Source organism: Shewanella sairae (genome assembly GCF_023283535.1).
Classification (GTDB): Bacteria; Pseudomonadota; Gammaproteobacteria; order Enterobacterales; family Shewanellaceae; genus Shewanella; species Shewanella sairae.
On the sequence record NZ_JAKILT010000017.1, the window covers coordinates 17566 to 37095 of the forward strand.

Below are 19530 nucleotides of genomic sequence, written 5' to 3' on the forward strand. Positions count from 1 at the left end.
GTCAGTTTTATGTGAGTTTAAAATGTAACTGGCTCAGAGAAAGCTTCACCTAAACGTGCAATTAGCTGCTGCGGCATAGGGCTAAGTTGACGTTTTTTATTCATACACACCATTTCAATCTGTGCCGTGACCGCTGGTTTTTTGGCGTTTGGGCGCCAAATTTCCTGTAGCCATACAGTACGGTATTTACTTTCAAAGTAGAACTTTGTTCGCACATCGATGATATCGGCAAATTCAACCCCATCATGACATAGCATATCGGTGCGATAAACCGCAAAGCCAAGATCATGCTGATCCCACAATGAAGCTAAGCTATTGGCTCCAATTACATGTTCACGGGCACGTTCAAAATATTTAAGAAAGTTTGGGTGATAAACCACACCTGAAAAGTCGGTGTCTTCATAATAGATCTGTACAGGGAAATGGCAATTTTTACTGTACTGAAAAGACTTATTCACATTGGTGTTGCTTGCTAGTTTATTAGTTTGCGACATGAAGGTTATTTTTTATCTTTTTGGCAATAGGATCATTAGGCGTAAGCTTAACATAGTCCTTTGACGGCTAAGAAATAAACTCACTTAACTAATTTTTTCTGGTTAATTGCTCAAAATGGAGGGGTGATAAGTAGTAGGCTAAAAAGCTGAGTATTTAAGTGAGTCGTTTTGAATTTTGCACCATTAGAATCTACCTTTAAAACTGCATAGAATTTTGAATCAAAAGTCGTTTTTTGCCTAATGGCGGTAGCATAGCTAGTAGAGGAAGACGCTAATCTATTGCACTTTAGATTTTTATGCGTTAGGAAGGCGTTTCCATTACGTGACAATATGTTATGGTAGTGTTTTCACCAAGCTTGGCGAGAAGCGGGGTAAGGTGTTAAAACTTAAAGACTATTGATATGTTCTAGCTGATAAATAATTGATTTAAGTTTGTATTCTGTTCAGCACTGAATTTCAAGGACGAATCGTTTTTTATGGATCAAAGCCTGCTACTTTCTTTTATTCAAAATTCCTCTCTTTTGCTGGTTATTGTGCTTGTATACGATGCTTTTCCTCGCAGCCATAACCCCCAACCTGAACTCATTCTGCGCATAGGAATTGGTGTGTTTATTGGAGTGATAACCATCGCTGTGATGCTAATGCCTTGGCAATATAGTGAAGGTGTTTTCTTTGATACTCGGACAGTTATTTTAAGCATTTGTGGGATATTTTTTGGTGGTATTCCAACCATAATTGCGGTGGTAATAAGCGGGATTTATCGTTTTATTGAAGGAGGGGTGACAACAGTTTCTGGTATTGGCGCGATCGTGACTTCTGGTTGTTTAGGTTATTTGTGGGGGAGATTACGCCAAGGTGAAATTAGTGATATAGGCTTTCGAGAGTTGTTTGTTTTTGGCTTGATATCTCATAGTGTTATTTTACTGTGGGGGTTTACTATCCCAGGTCAACTGGCTGTGTTGCTGTTACAGCAATTGCTGGTCCCTTTCCTGATAATCTTTCCTATTACGACTGCACTTTTAGGTTTGTTCTTGTCTCGACGAATTGAAATTAAGCGTGATCAAGAAATCACACTGCAAGATCATTTGTTATTTAAATCGCACTTCCAAGCTGGCACTTTAGGAGTGGCAATAACAAATAGGGATTATCAATGGATTAAGGTGAATCAAAACCTCTGTGAAATGCTTAAATACACAGAGAAAGAATTGCTTCATATGTCTTGGTTAGAGCTTATGCAGCCTCAAGATTATTTTGTCTATAAGCATTATTTTGAGCAATTAGTTGAAAGTGAAATAAATGAGTTTGAGTTAGAAGTACGTCTTATTACTAAAGATGAATCCATTGTTTATACGCACATGACAGTAGCTTGTCAGAGAGAACATGGAAAAGTTAAATTAGTTATCACAGGTGTGTTGAATCGTACTTCTCAAAAAGAAGCTGAAATAGCCCAATTAGCAAGTCAGGAACAACTGGCGTTAGTACTTGGTAGTAGCGAACTTGGTTTTTGGGATTGGGACATAGTCAACGATGTTATAGAGCGCAACGAGCACAGTGCAGCTATCTTAGGTTGTGATATTGAGAGCTTAAATCGGACGCCAAAACTGTGGATTAATGCTATTCACCCAGATGATAGAGTCAGAGTGTTAAAGTCAATTGATGCTCACTTAAATGGCGAGACGGAGCAACATAAAGTCGAGTACCGCATCCGTAATCAAGCTGAACAAATTTTATGGCTGTCAGATACTGGCAAAGTCATGAGCCGTGATACCAATGGTAAACCTTTACGTATGTGTGGAATATACACGGATATCACGGATAGAAAGCGTGTTGAAGAATCATTAAGGCTTGCAGCTTCCGTTTATAACAACAGCAGTGAAGCGATTAGTGTGCAAGATGAGCAAGGCCTAATAATCAATACTAATGCGGCATTTTCAAGAATTACAGGCTATAGCGAACAAGAGATAAAACTAAAAAATATTAAGGTTCTGCAATGTAACCGCAATAGCCGCAGTGCTTATGAACAGATGAATAAAGCGGTTGAAGAAGAGGGGCGCTGGCAAGGTGAAGTTTGGCTAAAGCGAAAAAATGGCGAAGAGTTTGTGGTTTGGTTAACCCTTAACGCTTTGATAGATAAAAACAGTGGAACTCAACGCCGAGTCGCTTTGTTTTCTGATATGACGGATAAAAAACAGGCTGAACACATTATTTGGCAGCAAGCAAATTATGACCCGTTAACAGGCTTACCGAATAGGCGAATGCTACTGGATTATTTAAGTACCTTGATGTTAAGGCTAGATAACAGTGAGCATCACTTTGCGTTAATGTTTTTAGATCTTGATTACTTCAAAGAAGTGAATGATACCTTAGGCCACGATATGGGCGATCGTTTGCTATTGGAAGCTGCGAAACGCATCAAGGCCTGCATTCGAGAAACTGATGTAGTTGCTAGGCTAGGCGGCGATGAATTTACCGTTATTTTATCAGGAATAACAGATACGGCCGGTGTTGATAAAGTCGCTAAGCATATTTTATCTTGCATTGCCGAGCCGTATATTCTGGGCGAGGAAACTGCCTATATTAGTGCCAGTATCGGGATAACATTATATCCAGATGATGCAGCGACTATAGACGGCTTACTTAAACATGCTGATCAGGCTATGTATGCGGCTAAAGGTGAGGGACGCAATCGCTTTCATTACTTTACACCTTCTATGCAACGTTACGCTAAACATAGAATGCGCCTTATTCAAGATCTCCGTCATGCCATTATTCATCAAGAATTTGAGCTCTATTACCAACCGATTATTTGTCTGCAACACGATACGTGTTTAAAAGCAGAAGCCTTGATCCGTTGGCGTCATCCTAAGCGTGGACTTGTTTCTCCCATTGAATTTATCGCTGTGGCAGAAGAGACCGGATTGATTATTGAAATTGGTAATTGGGTATTTCAACAGGCGGCAAGACAAAGCGCATTGTGGCGAGATCGTTTTGGCGTAGAAGTGCAAATTAGTATTAATAAGTCGCCGGTTCAATTTAGAGATGAAGGTGATAGTTTTGAATCATGGGCGGCGTTACTCAAGAGTTTAAAGTTAACCAATAACAATATTTGTGTCGAAATTACCGAAGGCTTGCTGCTTGATAATAGTCAGACAATATCATCTACCTTAGCAACCTATCGAGAGTCGGGCATACAAGTGTCATTAGACGACTTTGGCACAGGCTACTCTTCACTTGCCTACTTAAAGAAGTTTGAAATAGATTATTTAAAGATAGATCAATCATTTACTCGAAACCTAGATAGTAATGGTAATGATTTTACTTTGTGCGAGGCGATCATTGTGATGGCGCATAAGCTAGGTATGCAGGTGATTGCCGAGGGGGTTGAAACGGAATATCAACGTCAGCTCCTCGCTGATGCAGGCTGTGACTTTGGTCAAGGGTATCTATTTTCTAAGCCGGTTCCAGCTGAGGAGTTTGAACAGGCCTTTATTATCAAGGCAAAAGAAAACAGTGAGGCTTGATCTTGGCTATTATATGACGCGGTATTTTGCTAGACTCCGCGCTCACTTTTATTGCTTGTACTCCCATTAGCGAGTATTTAACTCATATTGAGCCGACCATGAACTTTGATGCATTCGATTTACATCCCAAAATTTTAGATGCAGTTTCTGCGCGCGGTTACCAACAATTGACTCAAGTTCAATCGCAGGTACTGCCGGTTGCCATGGAAGGTAAAGATATTATGGCGTGCGCCCAAACGGGGACTGGTAAGACAGCCGCATTTGCACTGCCGTTATTGAATCGCTTAATTAAGGAATATGCCTTATTTACAGAAACTGAAACCGAATTGACTCATGAGTCGAAGGTTAAGGTTTTAGTGTTAACGCCGACTCGTGAGCTTGCTATTCAAGTTGCTGATAACATCACTGCCTACGCACAGTTTTTACCCTTTAAAACCGTAGCAGTATATGGCGGTTCTAATATGAACCCACAGCGTAAGGCCTTACAAGCAGGCGTGGACATATTAGTCGCTACACCGGGCCGTTTGTTCGACCATATTGGTCAGTTTGGCTTAGATTTGTCTAACGTGACTCACCTTGTAGTAGATGAAGCAGACCGTATGCTAGATCTTGGTTTTGTGCGTGATATTGAAAAAGTGAAAAAGCTGGTGGCAAGCAGTCACCAAACGCTCTTTTTCTCGGCAACTTACAGTGATGCAGTAAAAACGCTTGCTGAAAAAATGCTGATCGCACCAGAGTGGATTAATGTAGCGACCTCTGCCACAGCAAGCCTTATCACCCAAGAAGTTTACTTAGTTGATACCCGTCGTAAAGCTGAGCTTTTATCAGAGCTGATTGGTCGTAATAACTGGCAGCAGGTGTTGGTGTTTGTCAGTACTCGTGAAAGCGCCGAGCATCTGCATGCAGAGCTTAAACTTGATGGCGTTAAAAACGCAGTTTTCCATGGAGAGAAAACCCAAGGCGCTCGTAACCGTGCTTTAGAAGAATTTAAATCTGGCAAGTTACGTGTGATGGTGGCAACGGACGTTGCGGCTCGCGGCCTTGATATTGAAGCGCTGCCTTTAGTGATTAACCTAGAGTTGCCATTTGCCGCTGAAGATTATGTTCATCGTATTGGCCGTACGGGTCGTGCGGGTCTTGCTGGTCGTGCTATTTCATTTGTGTCACCACAAGATCGCGACATGATGCAAGAGATTGAACAGCTAATCGAGCAAACTCTGCCAAGATTGACCATGCCAGGTTATGAAGAAGGCGCACCACTGCCTGCGCGTTACCGTGATGTGGTGGTAAAGCCTGTAAAAGAGAAAGGCCATAATAAGCGTAAATACGAAGATAAAAATCGCCCAGCAAAAAACGCTGTTGGTAAAAGCAGTTTCCGCAGTGCAGCAGCGGGCAAAAGCAGCTACGGTCGCTCAAAAGATAAAGCCAAAAAATAAGCTTGAATAGAGCTTTATTCAGTATGCTAAAAAAGTGAATATACCTAAGGTATGTTCATTTTTTTTATGGGCAATAGATTGCAAATTTGGAGGCTGAGTTGAGCAACTTACTTAAGCTCTGTGTCGTGACGGTTTTAATTGGTTTATTGGTTGGCTGCAGCGAAAAGTCAGTACCTGCGCCAGAGAATAACAACGCTGCTTTGCAACAAAGCACAACGTCGCTAAACAACGTTGCCGAAGGACCTAATAATAGCTGTAATCAAACTTGGTTTACAAAAGTTGAGCAGCAGTTAACCTCAGGCGATGATCAAGGGCATGGTCCCGATCTTGGTTCGCTTGAATGGCGCAGCGTGATTGAATTTAAGCTTGGCATAAGAGGTCAAGCCACTCTGCCAGCTAAAGACACTGAATTATGGTGTGATTATATCAATAGTCATTACATCAAATGAGAAAGCGCTAAGGAAAGTGGTCGTTTAGGGCGTTAATGTTTACCGAGAGAGTTTAGTGCTTTGCATTATGCTCGGCGGGCAAATATTTTGCTTTTTAAATTCTTGCATCACCCTTAGCGTGATATCGGTTTCAAACAGTTTTTCATATTTAATGTCGAGCACATAGGCTTTAAGTGTTAGCTTGATGGCAAAGTAACTATCGCTAATATCTTGCTTTACCAGCACAACGATTGGCTTAGGCAGGTGAATGTAACGGCTCGATGCTGCAGCCTCTCTAATGATGTCGCTAGCTAAGGTAAGGTCTTGATCAAGCGCCACATAAAACGGGATCACCACCTGCATATCTAGGGCGCCGTAATTACCACTAACCACCACGTCACTTAAGAATTTGCTGTTGGGTATAGTAATAATGTCATCGGTTAAGGTCTGCATACGTACTGAGCGTAAGCCGATGGTGACAATGTCGCCATAGTGGCCTTCAAAAGTGACTCTATCACCGACTTGAAACGGCCTATCTATCATTACCGTTAAGCCTGCAATAAACGAAGCGGCGAGATCTTTCATCGCAAAACCAACAGACACCGCTAATGTACCACCAATTAGAGTGAGCACTCTGTCATCGACTCTAAAGCTAAGCATAAACACCGAGATCCCGGCGGTCATATACACAAAGAACTGGAAAAATGATTGTAGCTTTTGCGCGAGCATACGCCGTTGTGCAAATTGACTACCGATAGAGTCAACTAAGTTTTGGGTAAACTTAAGCATTAACCAAGCGATAAAAACCACGATAATTGACAGAAATACGCCACTCCAGCGAATAAGACTGGCAATCTCAGTTAAGCTATCTAAGTTTGCTGCGCCAGACTCGGCGTAACTTGGCAGAGCTAGCGTCAACATTATCCAACTAATCAGTAGCTTAAAGGGTAGGTTTATTGTCATCTATTTCACCAATAAATGCTGATTATGTAAGGTATTGGTTATGTATCTAAACCAATGAGCCGATATTCGGGCTTTGTCATCAACGAGTTCGACAAAGCCGCGATTTTGAAAATAACGTAGGGTATTAAGTACTTCAGAAAAGCCAAGTTGAGTACAGTCTGATAACTCTTCTGCTGAGGCGACTTCTAATTGCACAATGGCGCGCAGGACTGCCAGCATAGGCTTGGGCATGGTTTCTAGCTCTTTAGCATCAGGGACGCTAAAGATCCGCACAAAAACCTTGTTGTTGGTCTTATCTTTATGCAGCGACAGCCTAAAGAAGCGCAAAGCAACACTAGGGTTACCGTCAGAGTAGTCCCATAAGATCCGATAAAAACCTTGCTCTGCCCGCTGCAACTCACTGAGCTCTTGTTCATCCCACTGTTTAGGCAGTTTGAGTCCGGCAAAACTTACTGCTAATTCACCTTTGGTCTCAATTCTGCTGCTGAGTAAGGCGGCAATTTGTTTCTCGTTCCAGCGTGGCATGGCAATCACTTTGTCGAATAACAACCTTTCGCCACGGGCGCGGTCGATAAAACGCCAAGCTGATTGTTCCATACCGATTACGGCACCATGCTGGTTTCTACCGCGTCTTAATAATTTACTGAGTTTCATCAAGTCAGCTAGGCCGTTGACCTTGGGGCTAACCAGCCGCTGACAGTTATCAATACATAAGATGTATCTATGCATCGATTGGCGTAAATGGCTAATAAGCTCGGCTTCATTGGCATCTTGATCCAAACCAAGGCTTGTATTGATTTGCGCTATTAATGGCGAGTAACCGCCATAAGGACAACTGATATAGAGTGCATGCTCAGACTTTGCACGGTGGAGTAAGCGTCTAAAGAAGGTGGTTAAACCTAAGCCGCGCTCACTATAAACCAGTGCCAATGCCGGGATTGGCGCAAGTACGTAGTGGGCTAACTCGTTGAGTTCATTATTGGCGTAGTCTTCGACCAAGTCACTGTCATCATGGCCAGGCTTTACATATAAAAAGGTATCATCACCTTTTATGCGCGCCATATTGCTATTTTCTTTATCGGCTAGGCTTTGCTTGGCCACTTCGACCCGGAAGAAATAGGCAATAGCGTGCTTAAAGGCTTGATAGCGTGAGAGGTTATGAAATAACTCTTGAAAAGCACGTTGATAAAATAGCCTAAAGATCCCTAGTAGTGTTGCAATGGGGGCGAATAACCAGTTGTGTTGATTTTTTATCGCCCAATGAATGTAGCTTGGGGGTGCTTCTTCGGCGCTTAATTGTTTGAATACAATTAAGCGCCAGTCAATGAGGGTTTTAATCAGCAAGATTACCAGCATTAACAAAATGGCGGTTTCTATCCAAGCATAAATCGTTGCTTGATATACGCTGATCGCGGTGGATTTTAAGGTGATGCCACAAATCATCAATAACCATACCCAGCGTTTAAGTGTTTTCCCTCGTAGCTCTACAATTTCTGATTGGTTGTTATATCGGCTGTGGTGTGCGGTAAATTCAGTGAGTAAGTGGATAATAATCGCTGCTGAAAATGCCCAATTAACGACTATGCTGATATAGCTCATGCTGTTAAATCCGGGGAGAGCTTCAAACAAGTTAACGAGCACGGATATGGCAATGAACCAAGCGAGTGTTTTGTGAACTTTATTGAAATAGCGCCAAAAAATACCGCTAATGGGCTCTCTTTTTACTCGTAGGGATTTATTTTTTTCGAGCTGCGAAACTATCAATTTTGGCCCCAAATTCAACCACCATTTAAGCATGATAAAAATGATGATGAACTTTATGAACAAGACTAATAGTGGGAATGGAGACACTTTGAGATCAAGTGCAAACTCGCGCAGCTTGATAAGCTGCGATACGAGTTGAAAGCTTATTATCGCCTCAGCTGTTTTTGCTTCAAGGATCACCTGTCTGACACCATCTGGGCCAAAACCTGTATATTTATCATATAGCTTGGGAGTGACGTATTGCAGCAACAGGGCTTTGTTTTTGCCTAAGCTATCAAGGGATAGCTTAGTACTACTAACCTGTAACCATAGGGCTGGCGATGGCGCAGTTTTATATTGTTGCAGTTGCTCTTTTAGCTGTTGAGTATGCGCTTGTTGTTGGTTAAATAGCGTTAGCAGTAGCTTAGCTGCATTGTTTTGGTCGCGAGCGCTCGCAAGGTGCAAATCGGGAAGGGCACTGACTTTTGCGTCTATGTCTTGACTCGGTGGCGTTAACATCGGGCTGGCTAAGTCGCTCCATTGCTGTGCATAACCAACTGATGCGAGTAGCATAAGCATTAGCCAGAGTGGGGCGTAAAGTAATTTAAGTCGCATAAATTGATATTGCTCCATAGGCAAATAGCTGATTTCCCTGTAATCAACATAGCATACACACCCATTTTTGGTTGATTAGTGACTAAGTTATGATGAGGTAGACGCCAAAAACGGGTTATTTTTATTATGTAATGTCATCTAAAAACTTGGCTAAGATCCGGTTGATGGGTGACATTGTTATCGATTAACGATTAGACTCACTGCCTATTAAAAATTGGCAGAGTATAGGCATGATCCAGAAAATTATTCCGACCAACGTGATCACAGGTTTTTTAGGTGTCGGTAAAACCTCTTTCATTAAAATGCTGTTAAAGCACAAGCCTGAAGGCGAAGTTTGGGCTGTTTTAGTTAATGAGTTCGGTGAAGTCGGTATTGATGCTGGCCTGTTAGATAGCTCTGAGGCAAAAGTACAAATAAAAGAGGTTGCTGGTGGTTGCATGTGCTGCGCAGCGGGCGTACCGATGCAAGTTGCGATTAATCAGCTAATTGCTAAAGCGAAACCAGATCGGTTATTGATTGAACCTACTGGACTCGGTCACCCGCAAGAGGTGCTTCGAGTATTAACTCAACCCCATTACCAGCAAGTTTTGGCGATGCAAGCGTGTTTAACTCTGGTCGATGCTAGAAAGCTCAATGACGAGCGCTATACCCAGCATGAGATCTTTAATCAACAGTTGCAAGTGGCTGATGTCGTGTTAGCGAGTAAGTCTGATTGTTACGAGGCTCCGATGCTTGAGCAGCTAAGGGATTATTTGAATCAAGTGCGTGTTCAAGAAGCGACAAGCATGCGAAACGATAACTCATTGGCGGTTATACCTTGGAGTATCGAACAAGCTAATGAAAAATATAGGGCGATGATGGCATTATTATCAAAGCCATATAAAGCCATCTCTTCTAATCAAAACGTCGGTTCTGCTGCAGGCAATCTAACTAAAGTTAAGCCGAGTTTGAAGCCATTAACGCCTAATGCAGCGCCTAGATTACTGGACATGAACTATAGTCCGCTATTTTCCGAGTCCCAATCTGAACCCGTTATTGAATATGATGCCCGCGGAATTTTCTATAAGCGTAATCAAGGTGATGGGTTTTATAGTTATGGCTGGGTATTTGAGCCAAGTTATGAATTTGATTTTGATACATTACTGCAGCTCATTAAAAGTCAGCAAGTTGCTCGTATTAAAGCGGTGATGATCACCGAAGAGGGCATTGCTGGGTTTAATGGTGTCGATGGCGAGTTGTCGATTGTAGAGCTTGATGATGCGATGGACTCGCGTATTGAATTATTATCGATGTCGGAACTACAAGCGCCAGAGTTTGAAACGGCATTATTACAAGCTGTGACCGGGTTAAACTAGCACTGTTTAGTCACCGCCGCGCAAACCAAAAAGCAATAATAATTAGAGCATTATCATGACAGAACAAGCTGGAGTCATCAGCCCTAAGGGACTCGCTGCAGATTCACCTATGGTGACTGAGCCGATTAGCAAGCTATTTTGGCGCTATAGCATACCGACGATTTTATCTATGCTAGTGACCGGAATTTACGTCACCATTGACGGTATGTTTATCGGACATTACCTAGGCGAAGTCGGTTTAGCTGGCATGATCTTAGCCTATCCTATTGCAGCGATCCTCTATGCTATAGGTGCGACACTCGGTATGGGGGGCGCAGCTTTAGTCTCTATTCATCAAGGTCAAGGTGAGCCACATATTGCGCGGAGGATCTTAGGTAATACCTTCAGTCTTTGTTTGCTTTCAGGCCTTATCACCACAGTATTAGGCTGTTACTTTTCAAGAGACATTCTGGTTTTGCTTGGCGCAGAAGGAGAAGTGCTAAATAGCGCTGACGATTACCTGTTTTGGTACTTTGCGCTCGGCACGTTTCCTATTGTGTCGATGGCTTTTACCACCTTACTGCGTAACGATGGTCGACCTGGTTTTGTTACCTGTGTATTAATTTTAGGTGGCGTACTCAATACCCTTCTTGATTGGCTACTCATTGTGGTGTTTCCCTATGGGTTAATGGGTGCAGCGATAGCCACCATGATCTCACAAGCCGTCACTGGCGCTTTGTGTTTACAGCACTTTTTCTCTAGCCGAACTGAAATTGGTATCAACCTTGAGCAGATGAAACTTAAGTGGGACCACTGCGTTAATATCATTAGGGTTGGCACCCCAAGCTTTTTGATGAACATGTATTTAACTGTGGTATTGACGCTACATAATGTGGCGTTTCTTACCGTAGGTACACCACTGCATGTCGCTGCCTATGGCGTGGTCAGTTATACCGAAGCTTTCTTCTATCTATTGTTTGAAGGTATCGCCTTTGGCGTGCAACCTATTTTGAGTTTTAATGCTGGGGCAAAACGCTTTGATAGAGTGAAGCAGGCATTAAAAATGGCTTTCACTGTTACGCTAATCTGTGCGGCGCTGGGGCTTATCTTTATCTATTCAGTGCCGCAATTATTTGTGTATATTTTTGCTGGCGATAATGCGTTACTTACGCCAATTGCCACCGAGGGCATGCGTTGGTATTTCTGGGGGCTACCTATGGAAGGTTTATTACTGGTTGGAGCCTCTTTCTTCCAAGCAATTAATTACTCAAAAGAGGCCTCTATTTTAACCGGCGCCAAGCTGATTTTATTCGCTGCTATCTTGTATGTGTTTGCTTGGGCTTTTGGCGTGCCGGGTGTGTGGATTTCATTAGCGACTTGCAGCACGATTTTGGTGGTTTGGATGGCGTGGATTATGAAGCGAACCAATAGCAAGTTGATGGCTTAGGTATAAAACGATAAATGCCATTAATTAACAATAGTCGCTTTGTGGCTGTTATAACCGCTGTTGATTTTCATTATCCCTCATGCGAAAGTTGCATGAGTAAAATTTAAACTATTGGCAGAAGAACAAGCATAACCAATAGCAGTAGTGCTTGATGAAATAAGGACTTTTCATGTTTAAGACTTCAATAAAATCTAATCTATTTAAAGCCGCTATATTAACGAGTGTGCTTACAGTAACTGCAGCCGCTTATGCCTCTGAATTTGGCGATGTATATTCAGCGTATCAAACCGCGGTAACAGAAAAAAATAAAGCCGACACAGAGCGTTATGCATTGCAATCTTATGAGTTAGGTAAGGTTAAGTTTGGCGCTGACAGTATCAATACCGGTAATTTAGCATTAAATGCAGGTAATGCGTTGATTGCTAATATGTCGAAGCAAACCTTTGAAAAAGAGGTAAAACAGAAAGCGAAAGTGCTACAACCGCAAGCATTTGAGCTTTATCAAGAGACATTAAAAATTTACAGCGAGCATTATGGTGACAATGGAATCGAGCTTATCGATCCGCTTTTAGGCTTAAGTGACGCCAGCAGTAAGAAATATGCGCGTGAGTATCTAGATGAGGCTCTCGATATCGCTGAAGACTCAGATAATGCAATGGTCATCGCCGATACTAAAATGGCTTACTTTGAGCGATTAGTAAATTCACGTTATTACACCCGTAAGGTGCGCAATTATGCGTTTGATGCGCATGAGGCCTACAGTGAATTATTACCAGAAGATGCGATGAAGCGAGTACTTAACAGCTTTAGAGTAGCGAATGTGCGCTTTGCTGAAAAAGATTATGATGAATCTGAAGTGCTATTTTTAGGCGTTATCACGCAATTTCAAAAACTTGACTATAACCACCCCTACGAGCTGGCGGCTCATGCCAAGTTAGTACAGATTTATGAGCTTGATGGCGAAAGGGAAAAGTCCACCCAGCATTGTATTGCGATTGGTAGTATGAAGCCTTGGAAAGAGGATATTGAACCAACGCCACTGTTTCGCAAAAATCCCGATTACCCTACTTCTTACGCTCGCATGGGTAAGAGTGGTTCCGCTCAGCTGAGTTTTACCATAGATGAAATGGGTTTTGTAAAAGATCCGGTTGTTATTGATACGATTGGCGGCGAAAAGTTTGCAACAGAGTCACTATTGGCATTAAAGCTGTGGCGTTATGCGCCTAAGTTTGTTGATGGCAAAGCGGTTGAGGCCAAAGAGGTGAGGGTTCAGTTAGAGTACTATATCGAAAAAAGATAACCTTATCTTGATGAAAAAGCCCTAATTGAGATTAGGGCTTTTTTGATTTTGCTTAACTATGGTTAGTCTACACCAAGTAAACGTTAAGGCTACAGGCGCCGTGGGCGCCAACAACCAAGGCTTGCTCAATATCAGCTGTTTTAGATGGTCCTGCGATAAAAGTACCGAACTCACCTGAATCCAACGTTATACGGCTCGCAGCTTGATGCATATTGGCCACAATGGTTTTTGCCTCTAGTACGAGAAACAGGTTTTCACAAATGAATGGCGTAACACGATGGCCTAGGTTTTTATTATTGACCCAGATAGCGCCATTTTCCGCCACACCTAAATCACCTGGGATCACCGCGTAATCAATATCTCTTAGCTGGTGAGCAGTATTGGTGACTTCACGATTACCTGTAATACCATCAACCATAGAGATAATTTGCATGCCCTGTGCAATATGTTCATCAACTTGAGCTTGCAACTTAGCTAAACCACCCTCGCGGTGCAAAGTGCCAGCAACTGTATTGAGGCTAGTTTCAAATTGTCCCACTAAATCATCGATACGGGGTGCAATGTCGATGACAGGCATAGCTTGAGGCGCAATCGCTGCGCTTTTTAGCGCGTTAAGAATCTCGAGTTTGCTAGACATGTTTTTAGCCTCTGTTTTTCTTAAACCAAGCTTCAAAGCTTGAGTTAGGTGCAACTGGTAACTCGCGGTATTTCCCCCAAGCACCTGAAAATGGCTTGAGTAAGCTACCCGGTAGAATTTTAAGCGCTGTGCGCGCCACACTCATTGAACAGTTAAGCGCGGTTTCGCTGGCCATAAACTTACCCACTAACGGCATGTAACTGGCTTTGCCATAAGGCAGTTTGCCGGCTTCTGCTTTGAGGCGGCGATGATGATGGATAATCTTATCCAGTGGTACTTTAGTCGGGCACACATAAGAGCAGCTACCACATAAAGTACAAGCCCACGGGATTGAATTGGTATCATCATTTTTAGCCCCTACCGCAATACCGATAGGGCCTGGAATGGTGTAGTTGTAGCTGTAACCACCTGAGCGGCGATAAACAGGGCAAGTATTTAAGCAACCACCACAGCGAATACACTTTAGCGATTCCGCTAAAATTTTGTCTTTGAGCATATCAGTACGGCCGTTATCGACAATAATCACATGCATCTCACCGCCATCTTGTGGGCCGCGATAAAACGAGCTGTAAGTGGTAATAGGCTGGCCGGTTGCGTTTCTTGCGAGTGTGCGTAGTAACACTGCAGCGCTATCAATATTCGGCACTATCTTGTCTATGCCCATCGAATGCAATTGCAGCTTAGGCAGGTTAGCCCCCATATCGGCATTACCTTCGTTGGTGCACACAACAACAGCGCCTTTATCGGCAATCGCCATATTCACCCCTGTCATCGCCGCATCGGCCGACAAGAATTGCTCACGCAGGTGCGCTCGCGCTGCGCGAGTTAGATAAAGTGGGTCAGAAGCGCCAGCGTCGGTACCCAGTTTGTCGTGGAATAGATCGCCCACTTCCTCTTTTTTCAAGTGAATCGCAGGCACTACAATATGTGATGGCGGCTGGCCTGCAAGCTGAATAATTCGCTCACCTAAGTCAGTATCAATCACTTCAATGCCGCGCTCCTCTAAATAAGGATTCATATGGCACTCTTCGGTAAGCATTGACTTAGATTTTACTAATTTTTTTACCTCATGCTTAGCCAAAATACTGTGCACAATACGGTTGTGCTCGGCGCCATCTTTGGCCCAGTGCACTTGAATATTGTTATTTAGACAGTTTTTGTCAAACTCTTCTAAGTATTGTGATAAATGGGTCAGGGTATGCAGTTTCATCTCTGAGCCGATTTGGCGCAGTTGTTCCCACTCTGGCAAACTACCTGCTGCACGATCTCGTTTTTCACGTAGCATCCAAAGTGCTTTTGAATGCCAATCAACGCGAGATTCATCTTTGCAAAAGATCTCCGCTTTATGGGCATGAACAGCTGATGTTGAAGTCGACATAAGTCCTCCTAAAGCGCAGCGTTGATTATTTGAGCGATATGGCGGGTTTCAATTGGCAGTTTCTGCCTTCTCACCATGCCATCGATATGCAGTAAACAAGATGGATCGAATCCTACTGCATAAGCTGCGCCCGTTTCAGCGTGGGCTTGTGCTTTGTCTTTGCCCATTTTGGCAGATACAGCGCCTTCATCGAGGGCAAAAGTACCGCCAAAGCCACAGCATTCATCGCGTCTGTCTGGATAGACAATTTCAATTTCTGGAATTGCGGCGAGTACGGCTTCGAATTTGTTCATTCGCGGACCCATTTGCTCACTAGGGGTCGCTAAGTCGAGCATACGAATGCCATGACAGCTCATTTGTAGGCTGATTTTGTGTGGAAACGGCTTAGTAAATGCAGGAATAGGAGAAACATCGTGCAGAAACTCGGTAAGCTCATACAGCTTATCAATCACAGCTTGTGCTTCAGGGCTAGTATCAAACTCGTGAAAGTTTTCTTTTGCCGCAACAAGACAAGAAGCGGCAGGACACACAATGGCATCGCACTCGACACCTTTAAAGGCGTTAAGTAGTTTCATTGTGGTTTTTTTAGCTTCGTTGTAGCAACCAGAGTTAGTCATTGGCTGGCCGCAGCAGGTTTGCCCTTGAGGCAGTATGACTTGATGGCCGAGTTTTTCTAATAATTCTAAGGTGGCGATCCCCACTTCTGGGACCATCTGATTCACTAGGCACGGAATGAAAAGAGCTATCTTCATTGTGGTTTCTCTTCTATTTAGCTGACATTGTTAGCGACTTTTAATCGGAAAATTAACCGTAAAAAGTTGTCGCAAAAAAGCCAGCTATAGAAGCCGACTTTTATCTTAAACGGACATTCGCCTTTATTTACTCACTAATACTAATCAGTATAAGAATTTGCTCTACTCAGAGTGTTTTTTGCAATAAATTCAAGACGATTGTGCGACATCATTATTTCCATTTATGAGTTCACTCCGTGCTGGAATAGACAGCCCAAAACACTCCTTACAGGCGAGTTTTAGCGGTACTGATGCTGTGTTAACGAGCTTAAACGTAGAATCACTATGCTTTTCACTCGTTGCCTTGCCTCAGGACCGCTAAACTCTCGCTGAGCGATAAAACCTTTATACTGATTAGTATAAATATAGGCCGATACCCCCATAAAAAGTAGTGCTAATTTAGCAAATAAACCAGCAGACTTTTGCAAAAATGAAAATAATATATCTAACTGTATTTAATGGGGTTATATCTTATTTTTGTTTATTGCTTTTGAGAGGTATCTAAAAATGGTTAGTCGTAATTAAGCTGGGGATTGGAGCAAGATAAAAGAAATTAGGGGCAAACTTTGCCCCTAATTGGATGTTGAAATGATTACTTTAAAGTGACCATTAGCGCGTGCACTCTTCTAAAAGATAAGCCAGATGACGATAAGAAATGCCACTGTGCTGAGTTAACCCCACTTCACACATACGGTTCGCGTAATAGCCTTCGCTGACATCAACCGGGATAAGCTTCTTGATATTACGCAGGGCGCTGGCGTTGATTTCTGGCTTATACAAGCCTTTTTCACCGGCATAACCGCAGCAATCTATGCCTGCTGGACGAACAGTTTGCTGACTACAAGCTTCGATAATCGCTTCCATTTTCGGCTCAAGCTTCATCTTACGAGCACTACAACCTAAGTGCAGCGCAACGGCTGGCTTCTTACGACTAATAGTTAGCTTATCAAGCAGTTTGTCGTGGATGAAATCAACCATATCGACAATCTCTACTTTTTCTGTCAGTGATTGATCGCCAGCAAGCGTGCGGTATGTACAAGACAGCGCATCGATAATAACCGGTAGTTTACCGCCTTGAGTCATGGCTGCAACGGCTTCAATTAGCTCTTTGCGTTTAGCGTCAGCATTTTTAAAATCACCTTTTGACTCCCACATCTGACCGCAACATAAGTCGCGAGTTTTCTCTGGGGTGATCACGTTATAACCTGAGCGTTCCAGTAGGGTGACAACCACTTCAGGTAAGCTGCGGTTATCAGGATCTTTTGGCGTAGGGCCAAAAGTACGACCACCACAGGCTGGGAAGTAAACCACGGTTTCTTGCCCAGGTATAGGTGCGCTAAGCGTAGGCAGTTTGCCGCCCTTTGGAAAATCAGGATTCCAATAAGGCACTTCTTTACTCACCACGCGACCCGCTTTCATTATTGCGCCAGTTATCGCGCTACCAGTAATTTTGTGCACAGTACCAAGAGCATTAAAACCTGTGCTAATCACTTGGTTAACCGCGCCAAAATGTTTGGCTTGAAAATCCAGTACCTTCTGCTCTGTGGTGCTGATATATGGCGTTCTTAGTTTGCGAACAAGGTTACCCATGCTGTTATCGACAGGGCAGGCAATAGTACAAAGCTGACAGGCTGCGCAGGTATCAACCACATCATATTTGGCTGCAGCGCGCATTTCGCTAGCGGCTTTTTTGTCTCCGGATTGCTCTAGACGCTCAATTTCACGCAGTGTTGCAATACGTTGGCGCGGCGACATATTCAGTGCAGAGGTAGGGCAGGTTTTCTCACAAAATCCGCATTCAATACACTTATCGACTAAGTCATCCACCACTGGGCAAGGTTTGATATTCTTAACATGTATTTGGTTGTCGTCGTTAAGAATAACCCCTGGGTTTAATAATCCTTCAGGATCAAAAATCTGCTTAATACGCTTCATTAAGGTATAAGCGTCGCTGCCCCATTCCATTTCAACAAAAGGCGCCACCGCGCGACCGGTACCGTGCTCGGCTTTCATTGAACCGTCGTACTTATTAATCACCATCTCGGCAACGTCTTGCATAAAGGCGTGGAAGCGCTCAATGTCTGCCTGAGAATTAAACGTTGGGGTAATAATAAAGTGGAAGTTACCTGCAAGAGCATGGCCATAGATAACTCCCTCAGGGTAATTATGCTTGTGGAATAACTCGGTCAAATCATTAGCTGCTGCGGCTAAGTGTTCTAGCTCAAAGGCCACATCTTCAATAATAACTGAGGTACCTTTAGGGCGCTCACCACCAATAATTGGGAACAAGCCTGAGCGCATAGCCCAGTATTGACCAAATACAGCTGGGTCATCACTGAAGGTAATAGGGCGCTCAGTTTCGATATGAGCCAGCTTAGCGATAACGTCTTGGGTATAGCTGTCTAACGTTGATTTGTCGTTAGCACGCGACTCAATCAACAAGATTGCAGCGCCTTCAGGCAGTTGGGCTAACCATTCAGGCATGCCCGCTTTACCGGTTACTGCTTTGATGGACGCCCAATCTAGTAGCTCGGCTGCGGCTACGCTATCGCCGACAATCGGCGGCACGGCGCGAGCGGCATCTTCCATATTGAAAAATACCGCCATGGCAGAGGCTTTAAAGCGTGCTTCATCAACGGTGTTGTAAGTGACTTCTTCTACAAAGGCGAGTGTGCCTTCAGCGCCGACAATTAGGTGATTAATGAGCTCAAAAGGATCGCTAAAATCTACCAAGGCATTAAGGCTATAACCTGTGGTGTTTTTAATGGAGAATTTTTTGCGAATTCGTGCAGCAAGCGTGCTGTTGTTAATCGTTAACTGTGCCAGCTCGATTAGTTCTTGTAAAAGCTGAGGGTGCGATTGACTAAATGCCGCTTTTGACGCTTCACAACCGGTATCCAGCTCGGCGCCGTCGGCAAAAAGTAACTTAGCTGAAGCGATAGTTTGGTAACTGTTTTGCGCGGTACCACAACACATGCCAGAGGCATTGTTAGAAACGATGCCGCCGATTTTTGCTGAAGCCAGTGTTGCTGGATCTGGACCAATTTTTTTATTTAATGGCTTTAATACCGCGTTGGCGTCGGCGCCAATAACGGCAGTACCTAAGGTAATTTGTGATGCATCATCGCTAACCGTCAATGTTCTAAAGCCATCATGGCCAAGGATTAGCAAAATACCTTCGCCAATTGCTTGGCCTGATAAACTGGTACCGGCAGCACGAAAAGTCACCGGCGCGCCATAAGTACGGGCAATGGCAAGGGTGCGTTTGGCTTGCTCTAAGGTATCGGCATGCACCACGATTTCAGGCACTATGCGAAAGTAACTGGCATCAGTTGACCAGGCAAAGCGGCGTACAGGGTCGTTAGTTGCGGCTTGTTCACCAACTTGCTTACGTAAATCTCTTAATACAGCTTCATAATTAATCGACATTTTTTATCTCACAC

At 43.4% G+C, this 19530-nt stretch carries 13 protein-coding genes; 6 read left to right on the forward strand and 7 right to left on the reverse strand.

From position 1 onward, the window contains the following. Nucleotides 1–17 precede the first annotated feature (17 nt). On the reverse strand, nucleotides 18–494 hold the full coding sequence (locus L2748_RS09360) for a thioesterase family protein (protein WP_246616135.1): 477 nt from the start codon (nucleotides 492–494) through the stop codon (nucleotides 18–20). A 476-nt stretch (nucleotides 495–970) separates the two neighbouring features. Here L2748_RS09360 and L2748_RS09365 point away from each other — a divergent pair, with 476 nt between their 5' ends. The 3 genes from L2748_RS09365 (at nucleotide 971) to L2748_RS09375 (ending at nucleotide 5900) form a co-directional block, all read left to right on the forward strand. Next, nucleotides 971–4015, forward strand: coding sequence for an EAL domain-containing protein (locus tag L2748_RS09365; RefSeq protein WP_220780798.1), 3045 nt, complete (start codon nucleotides 971–973; stop codon nucleotides 4013–4015). 98 nt (nucleotides 4016–4113) lie between these two features. Beyond that, the gene (locus L2748_RS09370) at nucleotides 4114–5451 is read left to right on the forward strand and encodes a DEAD/DEAH box helicase (protein ID WP_220780799.1); all 1338 of its coding nucleotides are present in this window, start codon (nucleotides 4114–4116) and stop codon (nucleotides 5449–5451) included. A gap of 98 nt (nucleotides 5452–5549) precedes the next feature. Then, nucleotides 5550–5900, forward strand: a complete 351-nt coding sequence (locus L2748_RS09375; protein ID WP_246616136.1) for a hypothetical protein — start codon at nucleotides 5550–5552, stop codon at nucleotides 5898–5900. A 39-nt stretch (nucleotides 5901–5939) separates the two neighbouring features. On the opposite strand, the gene L2748_RS09380 is transcribed toward L2748_RS09375, so the two are convergent. Next, entirely contained in the window at nucleotides 5940–6842 is a 903-nt protein-coding gene (locus L2748_RS09380) for a mechanosensitive ion channel family protein (RefSeq protein ID WP_220780800.1), read from the reverse strand. After that, the gene (locus L2748_RS09385) at nucleotides 6843–9200 is read right to left on the reverse strand and encodes an AAA family ATPase (protein ID WP_220780801.1); all 2358 of its coding nucleotides are present in this window, start codon (nucleotides 9198–9200) and stop codon (nucleotides 6843–6845) included. A gap of 230 nt (nucleotides 9201–9430) precedes the next feature. Between L2748_RS09385 and L2748_RS09390 the strand changes: the two genes are divergently transcribed. The 3 genes from L2748_RS09390 to L2748_RS09400 all read left to right on the forward strand — a co-directional run bounded on the left by L2748_RS09390 (nucleotide 9431) and on the right by L2748_RS09400 (nucleotide 13281). Next, nucleotides 9431–10555: a CobW family GTP-binding protein gene (locus tag L2748_RS09390; RefSeq protein WP_220780802.1), complete on the forward strand. Its 1125-nt coding sequence runs from the start codon at nucleotides 9431–9433 to the stop codon at nucleotides 10553–10555. 55 nt (nucleotides 10556–10610) lie between these two features. Further along, nucleotides 10611–11981 (forward strand): MATE family efflux transporter, encoded by a 1371-nt coding sequence (locus L2748_RS09395; RefSeq protein ID WP_220780803.1) that lies wholly within the window; start codon nucleotides 10611–10613, stop codon nucleotides 11979–11981. A gap of 169 nt (nucleotides 11982–12150) precedes the next feature. Continuing rightward, nucleotides 12151–13281, forward strand: a complete 1131-nt coding sequence (locus L2748_RS09400; RefSeq protein WP_220780804.1) for an energy transducer TonB — start codon at nucleotides 12151–12153, stop codon at nucleotides 13279–13281. 67 nt (nucleotides 13282–13348) lie between these two features. Here the strand turns inward: L2748_RS09400 and L2748_RS09405 are convergent, their stop codons facing one another. From L2748_RS09405 to L2748_RS09420, 4 genes are all read right to left on the reverse strand, one after another. Beyond that, entirely contained in the window at nucleotides 13349–13918 is a 570-nt protein-coding gene (locus tag L2748_RS09405; protein ID WP_220780805.1) for a LutC/YkgG family protein, read from the reverse strand. Nucleotides 13919–13922: 4 nt separating this feature from the next. Next, complete coding sequence (locus tag L2748_RS09410; protein ID WP_220780806.1) at nucleotides 13923–15296, reverse strand: lactate utilization protein B; 1374 nt, start codon at nucleotides 15294–15296, stop codon at nucleotides 13923–13925. Between the two features lie 8 nt (nucleotides 15297–15304). Next, nucleotides 15305–16048, reverse strand: a complete 744-nt coding sequence (locus tag L2748_RS09415) for a (Fe-S)-binding protein (protein ID WP_220780807.1) — start codon at nucleotides 16046–16048, stop codon at nucleotides 15305–15307. 648 nt (nucleotides 16049–16696) lie between these two features. Further along, a complete protein-coding gene (locus L2748_RS09420) occupies nucleotides 16697–19516 on the reverse strand; it encodes an FAD-binding and (Fe-S)-binding domain-containing protein (protein WP_220780808.1) in 2820 nt (939 codons plus the stop codon). Nucleotides 19517–19530: the final 14 nt, after the last annotated feature.